This is a genomic window from Chitinophaga ginsengisoli, assembly GCF_003014595.1.
Classification (GTDB): Bacteria; Bacteroidota; Bacteroidia; order Chitinophagales; family Chitinophagaceae; genus Chitinophaga; species Chitinophaga ginsengisoli.
Genome location: NZ_PYGK01000012.1, coordinates 113,657 through 129,687 on the forward strand (window position 1 = coordinate 113,657; position 16,031 = coordinate 129,687).

14 protein-coding genes are annotated in these 16,031 nt (G+C 43.1%); 6 read left to right on the forward strand and 8 right to left on the reverse strand.

Going from position 1 to position 16,031, the window contains the following annotated elements; all coding sequences use genetic code 11:
* The first annotated feature begins 394 nt into the window (after positions 1–394).
* Complete coding sequence (locus CLV42_RS24145) at positions 395–1,156, forward strand: hypothetical protein (RefSeq protein WP_106604498.1); 762 nt, start codon at positions 395–397, stop codon at positions 1,154–1,156.
* Between the two features lie 65 nt (positions 1,157–1,221).
* Here the strand turns inward: CLV42_RS24145 and CLV42_RS24150 are convergent, their stop codons facing one another.
* On the reverse strand, positions 1,222–2,169 hold the full coding sequence (locus CLV42_RS24150) for a hypothetical protein (protein WP_106604499.1): 948 nt from the start codon (positions 2,167–2,169) through the stop codon (positions 1,222–1,224).
* Between the two features lie 453 nt (positions 2,170–2,622).
* Here CLV42_RS24150 and CLV42_RS24155 point away from each other — a divergent pair, with 453 nt between their 5' ends.
* A complete protein-coding gene (locus CLV42_RS24155; RefSeq protein WP_211303526.1) occupies positions 2,623–3,642 on the forward strand; it encodes an endo alpha-1,4 polygalactosaminidase in 1,020 nt (339 codons plus the stop codon).
* Between the two features lie 212 nt (positions 3,643–3,854).
* Positions 3,855–4,586 carry an AAA family ATPase gene (locus CLV42_RS24160; protein ID WP_106604500.1) on the forward strand — a complete coding sequence of 244 codons (732 nt, stop codon included), beginning with the start codon at positions 3,855–3,857 and terminating at the stop codon, positions 4,584–4,586.
* A 2-nt stretch (positions 4,587–4,588) separates the two neighbouring features.
* Here the strand turns inward: CLV42_RS24160 and CLV42_RS24165 are convergent, their stop codons facing one another.
* Complete coding sequence (locus tag CLV42_RS24165) at positions 4,589–6,373, reverse strand: c-type cytochrome (RefSeq protein ID WP_106604501.1); 1,785 nt, start codon at positions 6,371–6,373, stop codon at positions 4,589–4,591.
* 270 nt (positions 6,374–6,643) lie between these two features.
* Here CLV42_RS24165 and CLV42_RS24170 point away from each other — a divergent pair, with 270 nt between their 5' ends.
* The gene (locus CLV42_RS24170) at positions 6,644–8,896 is read left to right on the forward strand and encodes an ATP-binding cassette domain-containing protein (RefSeq protein ID WP_106604502.1); all 2,253 of its coding nucleotides are present in this window, start codon (positions 6,644–6,646) and stop codon (positions 8,894–8,896) included.
* Positions 8,897–8,999: 103 nt separating this feature from the next.
* On the opposite strand, the gene CLV42_RS24175 is transcribed toward CLV42_RS24170, so the two are convergent.
* Entirely contained in the window at positions 9,000–9,671 is a 672-nt protein-coding gene (locus tag CLV42_RS24175; RefSeq protein ID WP_106604503.1) for a hypothetical protein, read from the reverse strand.
* 459 nt (positions 9,672–10,130) lie between these two features.
* Positions 10,131–10,730 (reverse strand): short chain dehydrogenase, encoded by a 600-nt coding sequence (locus CLV42_RS24180; protein WP_106604504.1) that lies wholly within the window; start codon positions 10,728–10,730, stop codon positions 10,131–10,133.
* Between the two features lie 107 nt (positions 10,731–10,837).
* Here CLV42_RS24180 and CLV42_RS24185 point away from each other — a divergent pair, with 107 nt between their 5' ends.
* Positions 10,838–11,194, forward strand: a complete 357-nt coding sequence (locus CLV42_RS24185; protein WP_106604505.1) for a winged helix-turn-helix transcriptional regulator — start codon at positions 10,838–10,840, stop codon at positions 11,192–11,194.
* 264 nt (positions 11,195–11,458) lie between these two features.
* The gene (locus CLV42_RS24190; RefSeq protein WP_106604506.1) at positions 11,459–12,058 is read left to right on the forward strand and encodes a hypothetical protein; all 600 of its coding nucleotides are present in this window, start codon (positions 11,459–11,461) and stop codon (positions 12,056–12,058) included.
* A gap of 85 nt (positions 12,059–12,143) precedes the next feature.
* Here CLV42_RS24190 and CLV42_RS24195 read toward each other — a convergent pair whose 3' ends face one another.
* The 4 genes from CLV42_RS24195 to CLV42_RS24210 form a co-directional block, all read right to left on the reverse strand.
* Positions 12,144–12,914: a DJ-1/PfpI family protein gene (locus CLV42_RS24195; RefSeq protein WP_106604507.1), complete on the reverse strand. Its 771-nt coding sequence runs from the start codon at positions 12,912–12,914 to the stop codon at positions 12,144–12,146.
* A gap of 65 nt (positions 12,915–12,979) precedes the next feature.
* Positions 12,980–13,912: a GlxA family transcriptional regulator gene (locus CLV42_RS24200; protein WP_106604508.1), complete on the reverse strand. Its 933-nt coding sequence runs from the start codon at positions 13,910–13,912 to the stop codon at positions 12,980–12,982.
* A gap of 91 nt (positions 13,913–14,003) precedes the next feature.
* On the reverse strand, positions 14,004–14,837 hold the full coding sequence (locus CLV42_RS24205; protein ID WP_211303527.1) for a polysaccharide deacetylase family protein: 834 nt from the start codon (positions 14,835–14,837) through the stop codon (positions 14,004–14,006).
* 158 nt (positions 14,838–14,995) lie between these two features.
* Positions 14,996–16,030: a hypothetical protein gene (locus tag CLV42_RS24210; RefSeq protein WP_106604510.1), complete on the reverse strand. Its 1,035-nt coding sequence runs from the start codon at positions 16,028–16,030 to the stop codon at positions 14,996–14,998.
* Position 16,031: the final 1 nt, after the last annotated feature.

Below are 16,031 nucleotides of genomic sequence, written 5' to 3' on the forward strand. Positions count from 1 at the left end.
TAATTCTCGTCAAATTATAGCTGGATTTTTGTCACCTGGCATCTTGCCTTCCAGATTGACTGCTTATGACAATCCAATCTTTCATATGGACTAAGAAATGTGACTATGCTCGAACAAAGTATAGGAAACCTGACAAGGGTACAGGGCAACATCAAATTTCAATTAGGCGCAAAGGTGATAAAAGCACATGACAAAATACATAACACATTAGTTGTATGCATATTATAAACTATTTTAGCTGAAGTATTATCACAAAGAAAATTACCTATGACGCATTGTATGTGCGTTGAGAACCTGTGACATGAAATATCCGGTGCATGAGCCCCTTAGCTGCACTATAACAGTTTTTAAGCTTTTTTGCATATTTTCACTATAATTTGAAACAGAACACTATATGAGAACATACGCAATACTTATTTTCTTATTACTTGCCGGAACAGCTTATTCCCAAAAAACCATCAACAATTATAAATACATACTCGTACCAGACAGGTACGACTTCTTCAAGATGGATAATCAGTATGGCCTGAATACGCTGACTAAATTCCTGTTGCAGGAAAAGGGATTTACTGCCGTGATGAGCAGCGAGCAAATGCCTGCTGAAATGGCGGCTAATCCCTGTAATGCGCTCAGAACTGAAGTTGTACAGAAAAAGGGGTTATTCGTTACAAACCTAACCTTACTATTGAAAGACTGCCAGGGCAATATCATCTTCAAAAGCAAGGAAGGCAAAAGCAGGGAGAAAGAATATCAGGTTGCCTATGAGTTTGCTTTAAGAGATGCCTTCTCATCACTGAACGACATACCTTATAAATATGACAGCGTCTCATTAGCACCACCACAACCAGTGGCAGCAGTACAGCCAGCTTCACCTGCTACGGCCGTTCCTGCTCCTCCACCTCCTCCGGCGCCTGCAACAGCTGCGATTACCGAAACGACTGGTATCTTATATGCACAGGCAACCGCCAATGGATATCAGCTGATTGATATTACGCCGAAAAAAGTATTAACACTGCTCAAAACATCTATGCCTGATTATTTTATAACCGAGGGAGGAGCATATAACGGCGTTGTATTCAAAAACAATGGTGAGTGGTTTTACGAGTACTATAAGGATAACAAACTTGTTTCTCAGAAACTGCAGATCAAATTCTGATGGCTATATTCCTGATCCTTCAGGAAATAAAACTGAAACCGGGGCCTGTAACCCCGGTTTTCTTATTATGCTTCTTCCGTTACTCTCGATGTTTTCGTCAATGGAGGTGACACAAATACTGCCATTTTCGGGATCAGATAGCTCAGACAAACGCCGATATTAAACGCAGCAGTAAAATTCTGCGCTTCTGTTTTTATGTTGCCATTTCCATCTGTTCCATCTACATCATCCGCAAAGTGCCCCACACGGTCGGTTATACCGGATATAAAAAGGAATGGTGCATCACACAACAAACGTATAACACCATGCGTAGTTTCCACTGAGCCTACCGGCAGTTTGTTACCGGTCTCAGCGAGAGCCTTCAACCCACTCTCGTCAGAATACTGGTAATCCGCATAGTTAGTGATATTCACCACGCTCACACCGATATAGTCTTTATCAGACATGACGCAGATCTTGTCAGAAGGATTCAGATAAGGCTTCAATAAACGCTGTTCTACCAATTTGATGGTATCAGCATCCAGGCGGTTGAAAATATTCGCATTGACTGCGGAGAAAAGCACTTTTTCGAAATGTGCAGGGTCATCCCACTGACTTTGGGCATTCTCTCCATTTGGGTGATAGTTGTGAATGAAGATATTGCTGCCAAACACAACACAGCCATTATTATTGCCACCGTCAAGGCCTAGTGCGGCAGTTCCTAAGGCTACCACCAGGTCCGGCTTTTCAGAGCGGTACTCGAGTATCTTCGGCAGACATTCATGTTTGCCCTGCGAACTCGAGGGATTCCATTTGGGGTCCATGATATCCTGTACGCACCACAACTCAATCGTGATTTGCTCATATGTGTCCCATACGGCGCGGGGCTTTGCTGTGCCTTGTGAAAAAGTCCATGGGTAATTCAGTGTTGTAGGGTCTTTCAACTCCTTTGGACGGATCCTGACGTTTAACAGTGCATTTAAAATAGGTTCTACTTCCCAGGATTTGTTGCCTATTAATACAATCCTCTTCATAATGTGGGTTTAAAGTGTGAATAAATGTGTGGTATTTGTTTTGTTGCCGGACAGTCTTTGAGGTCTTCAACTGGCTCTATAATGATTATTTGCGTGTTTCGGCTACTGGTTAATAACACTGAACCGGGAAAAAGGTTAATTTTTTTGAACCCATAAGCAAGGAAAATCGAAGGCCCGATCCCTTTAGTAAATACTGCTGCATCTACACGCAATATTCCATCATGGAAACCTGTATCTGGTCAATGTGTCACTATCAGTATTTTCAAAATAACTTATATTATGACTCAATGCCTTATCGACTGGCATTTACGCTTGCCGGTATTTTAAAATGTGTCATCGACATTTATGTCTTTCAAAACAATACCTTCACTGTGAAAATGCGAAGCGTCCTCTCTCCCTCAAAATGAACCGGATGGATGTTTCGTTATCCTGATTATACCATATTGAACACCAATGAAAACCAGAAACAAAGTACTGTTTGCATTGCCCATGCTATTGAGCATCATGTCCTGCTCAAAAACCGACAACACCAGTCCCTCACAATCAAAGGAACAGGAACAACAGCAGAAAGTTGCTGCAACTGATTACCGGCAGGAAATGCGGAACTTTGTAATTGGCATCAGCCAGTATGCCAAGGCACAGAATTCGCAATTCGCCATTATTCCACAAAACGGAATTGAACTGATCACTACCAACGGAGAATCCGACGGTACCCTCGCGCAGGCTTACCTGAATGCCATTGACGGCGTAGGACAGGAAGACCTGTTCTTCGGTTATGACGGCGATAACAAGCCTACTCCTTCCAGCGATAACCAGTATCTGCGGGAATTCCTCAACAGGATCAAAACCACCAAAAAGGTAATGGTAACAGATTACTGCTCAGGTAAGACAAACATGGATAAGTCTTACAGCTCCAACAACACCAACGGCTATATCTCATTTGCCGCTGACAAAAGAGAGCTGTACAACATCCCTTCTTACCCTGCGCAGCCTTATGGCGTGAACAGCAATAACATCACCAGCCTGTCACAGGCAAAGAATTTCCTGTACCTGATCAACCCGGAGAAATTCTCTTCCAAGAAACAGTTCATCGATTCTGTAAAGACGAAGAACTATGACGTAATCCTGATGGACCTGTTCCTGAATGATGTCGCCTTTACTGCAGCAGAGATTGATCAGCTGAAAACAAAGGCTAACGGTGGTAAACGCCTGGTAATTGCTTATATGTCTATCGGTGAAGCCGAAGATTACCGCTACTACTGGCAGAGCTCCTGGAAAGTAGGTAACCCGCCGTTTATCGTAGCAGAGAACCCTGACTGGCCGGGCAACTATAAAGTACAGTACTGGAACACTGACTGGGAAAAAGTTATTTTCGGAAATGATGCTTCCTACACAAAGAAGCTGTTGAACAGTCACTTTGATGGCGCATATCTCGATATCATCGATGGGTTCGAGTATTTTGAGAATCGCTAAGACACCTTACTTTTCCACTGGCATAACATAAAAAAGATGCAGTACGCGAAGTTGTACTGCATCTTTTTTTTGCCGCGCCTATTACCATCGGACTACCTATATTTCTTTAAATTGGCCTATACAGGAAAGCCACACATTAGGTATATTTGCCTGCCTTATGGCAACATGGTCTATTAGGACGATGAAAAGGCTTACAGATATATAATATTCTAATGAACGTATTTGATCTTCTGATTAATGACAAGGAACAGGTATCATTCAACGATATATTCCTTGAAGAAACAAACAAAGCAAAAATTATACAACTCATCAAGGAGCATACTTATATTGAGGAATTGCACCAATACGGGTTGCCGGTAAATAACAAAATACTGCTTCACGGCAGTTCTGGCTGTGGCAAAACCATGACAGCCAAAGCCATTGCACAGGCCCTTGGCAAGAATATCCTGATACTTAACCTAAGCAATATCATTTGCGCACGTATCGGCGAAACATCACAGAATATTAAGCAGGTTTTTGACAAAGCAGGCAGGGAAAAAGCGGTTCTTTTCCTGGACGAATTTGACCAGATAGGGAAAGCAAGAGAAAACGATGAAAATGACGTGGGCGAAATGCGAAGACTGGTAAACACACTCATCCAGCTGATGGACTATTATCCTGAAAAAGCCCTGCTGCTATGCGCCACCAACCACGCTGACATTATTGATACTGCACTATTAAGACGATTTCAGTTAAGAGTGGATTTCCAAATGCCCTCGCAGGGGATGTTAGATGAGTATTATGATAAATTATTGTCCCGGTTCCCAAAGAACGTACAGCATATAGAACGTAAATACAATATCTCATTTGCAGAAGCAAGAGATTACTCCTTTACAATTGTCAAAAGCAAATTGATCGCAGAACTGGAAGCCAGGCAAGAGGTTCATACGTCAAATCTGAGCTAACATTATCTGGCACCACGCACCTTTTTGATCTCTTCATTCGTAAACACACTATCCTTCTGGTTAAAACGCTTGTTGATAAAAGTGAGTATAGAGGCCACGGCATAATCATCCAGGAAATCACCATGTGCAGGCATTACGCCATTGTAAGTCTTGCCGCTCACCTTGACCTCTCCCTGCAAACCATGTAACACTATCCCTATTAGCCGCTCCCGGCTGCCACTTACCCATTCCGACCCTACCAGCGGCGGATAACGGTTATTATCTCCCCTGCCATCCCACTGATGACAGCTCCTGCAATAGACGTTATACAGCATAGCCCCATGCATCTCACCTCCTTTCCCCAGGTTATCCTTTACTTCATCCGGCGTCTTTATATAGGAGCGCGATTTACGGGCTTCCATAGCGGCCAGCTGAGCTTCGCCAAATTGTGCTTTGTTGCCTTTATACATCACCCGCCATATCCTGCCTTTATTGGATTCTGAAATATATAGCGAGCCGTCTGGTCCTTCGGCAAGTCCCATAGGACGGTATAATGCGTCGCTCGTATTCACTACTGTATCCACGCCGGTAAAACCGTCTGCAAACACTTCCCATTTACCAGTGGGCTTTCCCTTCTCAAAAGGAACAAAACATACGATGTATCCTGACTGAGGATAAGGCGCCCGGTCTGTTGAGCCATGGAATGCAATAAAAGCGCCCTTCTTATACCGCTCAGGAAATTGATTGCCCCGGTAGAACATTATTTCCATAGGCGCCCAGTGACCGGGAAAGCCCATCACGGGCACGTCAAACTTAGCCGCTCTGCCAACAATCTTTCCATCACCACCATATCCCGGTTGCAGCATGTTCTTACCCAGCATATGATCGAAGTAGGCATAAGGCCATCCAAAGTCAGATCCGTCTGTGACCTTCAACAACGGCTCTGATGGTAGTACAGCTGCCTGCCAGGAGGTAAACAATGCAGGATAACGGGTATGCAGATTATCTATCCCATTCATGACGGCATACAGACAGTCGTCGTCCTGGTTCCAGGCCATGCCCAATATACTCCGGATACCAGTCGAATATTTATAGCCGTCCTGCTGTGTCTGACCTTCCTTATCTGCATCAAAGCGCCATATACCTCCATGCCACTGAAGGTCGGGAGCAGGATCTAGTCCTTTACCACCAGGCATTCCTCCCGGGCCAGCTTTCTCAACATCCTGAGCGGCATCTGTAGGAGCGCCAAAAGGCACATACATATGACCGTGGTTGTCAAATGCCATAGGTTTGGCTGTATGCCAGTGACGTTCGATATTCTCATCCTTATCAGTAAGGATGATCTCTGTTTTACTATCGGGAATAAGCTGCCCTGCTCTGAGCTTATTCCTGAGCACCTGCCGCAGCGTAGAGGTGTACAAATAACCATTATGAACCACCATACCTACCGGCAGTCCTCCCTCATCTTTATAATCGCCGAAATAGGCAATAATGTCGGCCTTTCCGTCATTATCGGCGTCCCGAAGACCTACAGTGCCTCCTCTCCCTCCCATAATGTCGTTATAAACCAATTTTACATAGATATCACCGTTGTTATTTACTGCTATATGTCTGGCCCTGCCAAGACTATCGGCCACTACCACTGCTTCAAAATTACCCGGCAGTATCAGTCCGCCATTGTCCGGATCGCCGGGAGGCAGTACTGAGTGTGTTTTACTTTTACATTGGAATACAATGATTGCTATGCAACAAAGCAAACTCCATTTAATCAGATGACGACGGAATATTCCAAAGGGGGACCTGTACATGACATTCTCGTTTTGGTATAAAAAATGGGGGCTTTCCTGTCTATACTAATATACGGAATATGACGGCTCTTTTGTGAATATCTAATTAATTAGTGATCTGAAAGGATGTCAGCGAAAGATTGACAGAAAACATTAAGTGAACCTATTTTTTATTGGATGAACATGAAAAGATAGACCACAATAACTCAATCTGATCAGATTTTAAATAATAATTTTGTCGGCTCGTCCGGAGTACCTGCACTCCATTTAATATAAACCCAATTCAACACTATGACCCAGGAATACATCGAAATACGTGGTGCACGGGAGAATAACTTAAAAAATATAGATGTTCGTTTACCCAAGAGGAAAATTAACATCTTCACCGGCGTATCCGGTTCCGGAAAATCTTCCATTGTATTTGACACCATTGCCAATGAAGCGCAAAGGCAATTGTACGAAAACTTCAGCCTGTTTATCCGGAACCTGCTTCCCCGCTATCCTCAACCCAATGCAGACGCCATAGAAAAATTAAGCATGGCTATTATTGTTGATCAGAAACGGTTAGGAGGGGGCTCTCATTCTACAATGGGTACTGTCACCGACATCTCACCAGTATTACGTTTGCTCTTCTCCCGAATTGGAAAACCTTTTGTAGGGTATTCAAATGTATTTTCTTTTAATGATGCCCAAGGTATGTGTCCAGAGTGTAATGGATTAGGACAAAAGCTGGGATTTGACGGTACGAAATTTTATGATCCTGATAAATCCTTAAAGGAAGGAGCGCTACAAGTACCTGGTTTTGTAGGGTGGGAAAAGGAAATGTATGCGAACACCGGTTATTTCGATGTAGATAAAAAGCTGCGTGATTATACAGAGGAAGAAATGAATCTGCTGTTATACAGCCCTCCTACAAAGTTTAAGCTACAAATAGGGAATGGTACGATGAATGCCACCTATATGGGTATCATAGAAAAATTCAACCGTTCTTATATTAAACGTGACCTTAAAACATTATCAGAACGCACGCAGAAGATGGTGTCTGCTTACCTGCATTATGGGCAATGTCCCTTATGCAAGGGTGCCCGCCTCAACCAGGAGGTATTAAATTGTAAAATAAACGGATATAACATCGCAACATTGTCGGCAATGGAAGTAGAGGAACTGATCCCCTTCCTGCAGAAAGTAAACGAGCCCATAGCGCAGCCAATGATAGAAACGCTTACAGAGCGTTTACAGCACCTGGTTGACATGGGATTGGGATACCTGAGCCTTGACAGGGCAACAGACACACTATCCGGAGGAGAATCCCAAAGGGTAAAGATGGTAAAACATCTTGGCAGCAGCCTGATCGACGTATTGTATATCTTTGACGAACCCAGTGTGGGATTACATCCCCGGGATGTTTACCGGCTCAACTCTCTGCTTACCAAGTTAAGAGATAAAGGTAATACAGTGATAGTAGTAGAACATGATCCTGACGTGATCAGAATTGCAGATCATATAGTGGACGTTGGCCCGATGGCAGGAGCAAAAGGCGGGAATATCATGTATGAAGGTAGTCTTGCGGGTTTACTTAAATCCGACACCCTTACCGGAAAATATATGAACCATACCTTCGCTATAAAGGAACAATACCGGAAGGCTACTGGACATTTTTCTATCACCCATGCCACCAACAATAACCTGCAGAATGTATCTGTTAATATTCCCACAGGGATATTGACCGTAGTCACAGGCGTTGCCGGCTCAGGTAAAAGCTCTCTGATACATCATGCATTTCTGTCCAAACATCCCGAGGCAGTTGTAGTAGATCAGTCAGCAGTGGGTACTTCTTCCAGATCTAATCCGGCTACCTATACAGGAGTGATGGACCTGATCAGAAAGGCTTTTGCCAATGCCAACAATGTAGATGCATCACTTTTCTCTTTTAACTCAAAGGGTGCTTGTGAGAATTGTCAGGGTACAGGTGTCATTTATACTGATCTTGCCTTTTTAGAAGGCGTGAAAACACCTTGCGAGATATGCCAGGGCAAAAGGTATAAAGAAGAAGTGCTTGCCTTTAAATTGAATGGCAAGAATATTTCTGAGATCCTGGAGATGACCGTTAAAGATGCTAATGAATTCTTCTCCATCAGGGAACTTTCAAAGAAACTGCAAACATTGATCGAAGTAGGCCTGGAATACCTGACGCTGGGACAACCATTGAGTACACTTTCCGGTGGTGAATGTCAGCGCATCAAGCTGGCCAGCGAGCTACATAAAAAAGGCAGTATCTATGTCATGGATGAACCGACTACTGGACTGCATATGTCTGATACCGGCAAGCTGATATCGCTGATGGATCGACTGGTGGATGGTGGGAATACAGTCATTGTAATTGAGCATAATCTGGATGTTATTAAAAATGCAGACTGGATAATCGATATGGGGCCTGAAGGCGGGCATAAAGGAGGACAGGTGATTTTTGAAGGGACGCCAAAGGAGTTATGTAAACAGGCGGGCTCGCATACGGGGTATTATTTAAAACGAGCATTAGGGTGAGGTCAATCTAATAAAGAATAATTAAACACTAATCTAATAAAACCAGAGAAGCTTCAAGTCTTTACACTTGAAGCTTCTCTTTTACTATCCTAACAGAAATTCCCTACCTGGACGTTTGTATCCCATTATCATATGAAATCAACTTCCCATTATCCTGATAATAAGCTATAGGATATTCAGACGGATAAACGCTGTTGAGAGGCGTAATCCGCCATGCCTTCACCAACACTTCCGGTGCATAACTTACTCCGATATTCAGGTTATAATAACCAAATTCTGCTTTTAAACAAACGTCTTTAAATTTATCTGCAGCCTTATCAAACTGTTGAACACTGGCCAGGAATAAGCCTCTTAGCTGGGGTAAAGTCAACTGATGCAATGTATCCAAAGAAGTACCTTTCGTAATTTCACCGCTTCTCAAATGAAAACGCTGATCCCAAAAACTGTATGAAAGATCGCGTACAAATATGCGCAGACCGTTTGTGTATTGATTGACCTCTACTATTTGCTGATCGTATTTTGTATAGGGTGAATATAAGGTCTGAAATATATCACGGGAATACTTATAGTACCTTAAATTACCATTCGCAATTTGATTATTACTAAAAAGGCCATTTATTGTGGTTACATCGGCACTACTCACTGAATGTGCGGTAACAGGTAGATAGATCCTTTCAATACAGCCATTGTCTTCTGGCAGTACATTGTTTTCGTGTTTAGAACAGGCACTAAATATCATTATGCAGATAATGGCCGTCCGAAATGCATTTTTCATAACGTTGCTATTGGTTTAACATGGGGAAAGAATTATGCTACTAACAATATCCTGTCAGCACTCAGCCTCGTGCGTTAGCTATTATTTCGGTAGAACGGGGAACACACCATGAAGGTAACATCAACCGTGTGAAATTACAATTACATGACAGTTAGCATAGGTCGAGAATTATAAATAAAAAAGGAGGCAGTGATCGCCTCCTTTTCTCCTGTCTAACGCCCGACAATCCATTACGGGCGAATATCTTTCTGGGACGCAAACTTACTTTTCTTAATGATATCGCGTTGTTATTGCCTTGTTAACGGGGCCACTTAAACGTAGCGCCAAACTGTACTATTGCATAACTTGAAATACGGTGAATGCTTCCGACCAGGCCGATAACAACAGTAATCTGTTGACTACTCCACTGGAATAGCCAACAGATCACTATTGAAAAATCAGATTCCGGTCTGTCTGGCACTACCCAAAGACATAGTACGTTTTACCGGTGTGCGCACCGAGTACGCTTTTAATATACGCCAATGTCACCCGATGCATGGAAACAGGTTCATGACCGTGAAAGAAGGGGAAATATCCAGGCGATTCCTCCACAACATCCGGGCCCACCGCATTGATGCGAACCCCATTTTTAAGCTCAATAGCAGCTCCACGCACAAATCCATCTATAGCACCATTAACGGCGCTTAGCGATGCTCCCAGTACTACAGGATCGTCAGCCAGACTTCCTGAAGTCAGCGTGAAGGAACCATTAGGATTAATGTAACGTTGCCCGATTAATACAAGATTTACCTGTCCCATTAATTTACTGTTTACACTAATCCGGAAATCTGCGTCGGTCATTTTTTCCAGGGGTCCAAAATGACCATCTCCCGCTACACAAATCAGCGCATCGAAAGGACCGGCCTTCTCATACATGGCTTTTATGGAATCAGGATCACTAATATTGACCTGTAAATCTCCGCTTCGGGATCCAACAGCAATAACCTCATGTTCTTTTTGCAAGGCCTTCGTTACATGTTTGCCAATAGTACCTGTGGCACCAACAATAATAATCTTCATGTATATAAATTTTACGTCGAAATTATTCCATTACTGTACTTTTGTCAAGTAGTTACCATTTCGTCAAGTAATTACCAAAAGGTTGTAATTATCAACAGCATTGAATTATGGAAACAAAAAAAATTGAGAAAAAATTTCATAGCGCAGAAGATTGTCCCATAACAGCCACTATTGACGTGATTGGCGGCAAGTGGAAACCACCTATTATCTGGCTTTTATTGAAAGGCCCGATACGTTTTGGCGAATTCAACAGAATAATGCCCAACATCGCACTTAAAGTGCTGTCAAGATGTTTAAAAGAACTGGAGGCCGATGGCATCATCATTCGCAAAGCCTACCCTGAAATTCCTCCAAGAGTGGAATATTCATTGAGCGAAAAAGGAGAATCTTTACGGGAGGTAATGTTTTCTTTATCGGACTGGAGCCGTAAAAACATCATGAACGAAAGCGAATCTGCTTTGTAATGTTATTGCATAAAAAAGGCAGGATGAACCAGGCTTTATTCATCCTGCCAATACCCTCGTAATAGAGTGCTGTTGTTCGTCTCCTGATATCAAACACGCTATCCTGAAAATTGTTGTGCTGTCCTAACCAGCACTCCCCGACCAAATCAGCCCCTGTCCCCATTATTGATCTAACCATAGAAGTGCTCAAAAAATCAGCTATTGCCAATCCAGTAAAGATTATATATTCAAAATAATATATATTTGAGCCTTATTCAAACTCCTATGGACTCTTTAGACATCGTAAAGATTTTAGGTACAGGAATCGCCGGATTTGGCTTTCTGCTGATGTACCTCGCGTATAAACTCATTGCTAGCCTGGTTATACTTCCAAAAGTGAACCCTGCCATTCTTAAAATGATCAACCGATACATGCTGGTTTGTTTCATCATGACTGTAACAGTGGGTGTGTTTACTTTTATGTCAACCTCTTACAAAAATGATCTGATCGCTAACCAGGAAACCGTAATTAAAAGCAAGGATACGGCGCTGAACATCCTGACTACCTCCCAGAAAAATAAACTGCTTGTTGATAGCATATCAAAGGCGACAGACAGCCAGACTATTGCCGAAGTGCATTCCAGGCAGAGTGACTATCTCGACACACTGCAGAAGTACATCGAGAGCCAGCACAATCCGATCCAGCGTGACAGATTTAACCATTACAAGAATTCACTTTCCACTATCACGGACTCATTGACTATGTCAAACGTTGATCATAAGAGAAGGGAATTCCTGAAAGAGAAGTATGTAACGCTCAATGATTCGATTACCAGGTTATCATTGAAAGTGGCAGCTAACAAACAACCTGCCGATAAAGAATAAACTATCAACACCAATAGATAAAGCCTGCTGCACAGCGATGCAGCAGGCTTTATTCATACTATCTTTTAAAAGCGGAACGGTCTTCTCAATGCTTTACTACCAGCCCCTGCTCAGGCACATACTTGTCATATTCCATGTGTTTGGCAATACGTTCCGCTTCCGCTTCTCCTTTCAATTTCGCTACCAGGTGCAGCGCACCGTCTATGCCTGCGGAAATACCAGCAGTAGTAATGATACGCCCATTATCTACATAACGTACATTGGCCAGCACTTTGGCGGAAGGCACGGCCTTCTGCAATGATTGGATACTATTGTGAAAGGTTGTCACTGTAAGGCTGTCCAGCAAACCGGCCCGTCCCAGTACAAATGCGCCCGTGCAGACAGAAAAGTACCCTTTCGTACCGGCATCCCGGCTTTTAATCCAACTAATCACTTCCGGATCACCAGCAGCAACATCGTCATCTCCACCGAAGATAGCAAAGATATCTGCCGGTGGTGCATCCTGTATACTGTAGTCAGGGTTCACTTTTAATATACCCTGTACGGTTACAGGCGCCTTCGTTTTACCTACAGTAAATATTTTAAACCCTGCATAGGAAAATACTTCCAGAGGCCCCGCAAAATCAAGCACTTCTGTGCCATCATACAGGTAGAAGCAGATACTATATGGTTGTTGCCCTGTAGTCCCGGTGGTGTCACGGAGCACCAGCGTCATACCGCAATGCGGGCATACGCCCGGCTTATGATATACAATAGAGTCGCATTGACCACAAGGTGGGCAGACATAGTCGGGCCCCTTTTGTTGCGCCATTCCCCATAAAGGCATGCACAACAGTAAGATAAACAGCTGTTTCATATACTATTATTGTACACGCAAATTACGACGGGGTATTGTGCAAAAAAGGACAAGCAGGCAGCTAATCAGGCCATTTTAGCCATTGTACCAGCCTTCTTCGCCAGCTGACTTAGTTGCCGGGTGCTGCTAATGCCACAGGCTTTAGCGACCCATGCCAGCTTCTGGCCCTCCTTCAGCAACTGCATAGCCTTTTCTTCGCGCAGGTGACGGATGTAATCTCCAATAGTAATACCTGTAGTAGATTTGAACAGACGGGTGAGATTCCGTGACGACATAAACACCATTGTCGCCAGTTCGTTGATTGTCAGTTTTGTGTGCAGATGATAGGTAATATAATCCTGTATTTCGTGTATCTGGTGATTGATATGCTGCCGGTGCTGCAGATGGATACTATGTTGGGCAGCCTCTCCATCGCGACGGATATATACCACCATGTCCTTCGCCACCGTATACGCGAAAGTAGGGCCATAATGTTCTTCCACCAGGAACAGTGCCAGGTCTATACCTGTAGAAATGCCTGCACTGGTGTAAATATTGTCACTTTTTACGAACAACCTGTTTTCTATCACCTGCAACCTGGGAAAGTGCTGCTGCAAAGCGGCAGTATAGCCCCAATGTGTAGTACAGCTACGGCCATCAAGTAGCCCGGCTACTGCCAGCGCAAATGCAGCTGTGCAAACAGAACATATGGTAGCGCCCTCCGCAGCGGCATGTTGCAGCCAGGGGATCCACACGCTGTCGTTTGTATGGTCCCACTTCGAAAGGTCCATTCCAGCTACCATCACTATATCGTCAGATTGAATGCTGATGACATCCAGCGGTTCTACATTAGTAAACCCTAACCCTGAAGAAGTGCCAGGCGCAGTATAGGGCGACACATACCGCAATTCATATGGATGTCCGCAACATCCCGCTTCGTAAAAAACCGTGACAGCACCCGCCAGATCCAACAGATGCACATGGTCAAACAGAAAAAATACGACACGCTTCTTTTCCATAATACTAAGATAGGAAACGAATCTATTTAAGATGAGGTATCTTGCAGTACTATAAATCGCTCACAGCGACCTTTCCGTTCAAAGCACAATCTCAGGATTTCCCATACCAATCATTCACCTGTGCATTTCCATCTTTGGGAATATCATTCGTATCTAACCTGGCCAGCTCAAACCTCCTGGCATCTGAAACCTTTGCGACGTCTACTTCAGTAGTAAGAGCAACCTTACATTTCAACTCTTTCAACAGGTCAATGGTATCACTGTTATAGTTTCCGTACGGATAACACATCGTCCAGTAATCCAGATTCCCACCTACCCTTTCTACCAATTTTACTGATTCCGTCAGTTCAATACGTTGGAGTTCTTTGCTTAACGAGCCTAACCAATAATGGTTATTGCCATGTCCACCAATATGCATTCCATTTCTTTGCATGCATTCCACCTGCTCCATGCTCATATAAAGCTCCCTGCTGAAGGCCGTTTCATCTGCACTTACAAATTTGCGGAAAAGCACATCTGTGATGGCATTCCTGACAACTTCCGGCAGTTCAACCTGAAGTATACGTTTAATAAAAATGATGCTCGCTGAATCATACCTGTTAGCCACTGCCAGCTTTTTGAAATAGAATTCATCAGATTGCAACTTGTAGGTTTCCCTATATTCATTCAGCTGCTGGAAAATTTCCTGGACAAGCAACTCTTTATTAGCAACACTGGCTAGTATAAAGTGAATCTTATTTACATCCAGTATCTTATTCTCAAGTGCAGTTTTTACCGGCAAAAAAAAGGAGCCCTGCAATTTTTTCTTCTCGAGAATTGGAAATACATTGGTGTAGTGATCAATGTATCCATCATCAAAGGTGAGCAGGCAGGCATTAGAAGGTAATTCAGCATCCTGATCGATCGCATCAATTAATTCCTCCATTTTAATAATGGAATAATTTTTTTGAAGGTATGCTATTTGTTCATAGAATAAGGGCAGATCCAACCCCTTGATCTCAGGATATCGTGTATGCTTAAGATCCCGAACATAATGATACATGACGATCGTACATTTCTTGCTCATGCTGATACAATTAATTATTATGCATTAATCCTGCTCGGACGGTCCTGATCACCATCAGCCTTAAAAATATAATACGGTTCGCTGGCAGTAGTAAAGAAATTAATTTTAATATTGGTCTGGCTGAACGGTTCAAAATAGTTGGGGATGATCAGGTCTTCATAATCATCTCTCAACTGAAAACCAGCTGCCTTCATAGTATCATGATCAATGCCATACTGAAGGAAATCAATATATTCATACCCGTTCCCGTATAAAAGTGCCTTTAAGGAAGTACCAAGGCCTGCTAAATCAGCTTCATTACCAATAAAATCAACCACCCTTAATACTTTTGCGCCATTCTGGGCGACTTCCCTTGTCACCAGAATACTGTTGACTTCCCCCCTAACATCAGCAATGCCTAACACCTTATAGACATAAATGGGATGGTTGAAATAGCGCTTATCAATGTACTGCGGAGACTTATAGGGAATGCGTTCTTTATATTTTTCCGGATTGAAATATGCAGTCAGCTTATTATAAGATTCAAAAGCTACCAATTGCTTACCTGCGTCCGGTATTGATGTATTATCGGCCTTTACCTTTTGGGTATTACTACAGATAGTAAACGCCGTGAGTTGATCATTCAATATAAAATAATGTTGTAGCTGCCCCGTTTTATAACCCATAAATTCATATAAAGGCAGGGTTTTAGCGTTGGCACCAACAGTAGAAACAATTCTGAAACCAAATCCGGAGATCAGTTTTTCCAACAGCGTCATACCCAACATCGGATCTCCATTTTTGGGCCTTGCCTTCCACAATACCGTAAAAACATCGCTGTTTTTGTATTCCTGACCATATAGGATAAACCCCAGGATGCCATCAATCTGACCATCCTGGTTTATCGCCAGCAAAAAATTCAGATTGTCTTCATACCGGAAGTCATAATCAAAGAAAGGGTCGCTTTTCAGGTATATATGCTCGGGATTCCATTGCTCCGCAAGAAATGTCCGTAATGCTTGCCTGTCGTCTACTGTAGCTATCCTGAAATAATGCAGTTCGTTGGGAGTCATA

Bases quoted from the DNA above. Each gene is read 5' to 3' on its own strand.
- CLV42_RS24195 (WP_106604507.1), bottom strand. From the start codon at position 12,914: ATGAAACAGCTGTTTATCTTACTGTTGTGCATGCCTTTATGGGGAATG.
- CLV42_RS24175 (WP_106604503.1), bottom strand. From the start codon at position 9,671: ATGAAAAATGCATTTCGGACGGCCATTATCTGCATAATGATATTTAGT.
- CLV42_RS24160 (WP_106604500.1), top strand. From the start codon at position 3,855: ATGAACGTATTTGATCTTCTGATTAATGACAAGGAACAGGTATCATTC.
- CLV42_RS24210 (WP_106604510.1), bottom strand. From the start codon at position 16,030: ATGACTCCCAACGAACTGCATTATTTCAGGATAGCTACAGTAGACGAC.
- CLV42_RS24180 (WP_106604504.1), bottom strand. From the start codon at position 10,730: ATGAAGATTATTATTGTTGGTGCCACAGGTACTATTGGCAAACATGTA.
- CLV42_RS24190 (WP_106604506.1), top strand. From the start codon at position 11,459: ATGGACTCTTTAGACATCGTAAAGATTTTAGGTACAGGAATCGCCGGA.
- CLV42_RS24170 (WP_106604502.1), top strand. From the start codon at position 6,644: ATGACCCAGGAATACATCGAAATACGTGGTGCACGGGAGAATAACTTA.
- CLV42_RS24165 (WP_106604501.1), bottom strand. From the start codon at position 6,373: ATGTACAGGTCCCCCTTTGGAATATTCCGTCGTCATCTGATTAAATGG.
- CLV42_RS24200 (WP_106604508.1), bottom strand. From the start codon at position 13,912: ATGGAAAAGAAGCGTGTCGTATTTTTTCTGTTTGACCATGTGCATCTG.
- CLV42_RS24145 (WP_106604498.1), top strand. From the start codon at position 395: ATGAGAACATACGCAATACTTATTTTCTTATTACTTGCCGGAACAGCT.
- CLV42_RS24185 (WP_106604505.1), top strand. From the start codon at position 10,838: ATGGAAACAAAAAAAATTGAGAAAAAATTTCATAGCGCAGAAGATTGT.
- CLV42_RS24150 (WP_106604499.1), bottom strand. From the start codon at position 2,169: ATGAAGAGGATTGTATTAATAGGCAACAAATCCTGGGAAGTAGAACCT.
- CLV42_RS24205 (WP_211303527.1), bottom strand. From the start codon at position 14,837: ATGGAGGAATTAATTGATGCGATCGATCAGGATGCTGAATTACCTTCT.
- CLV42_RS24155 (WP_211303526.1), top strand. From the start codon at position 2,623: ATGAAAACCAGAAACAAAGTACTGTTTGCATTGCCCATGCTATTGAGC.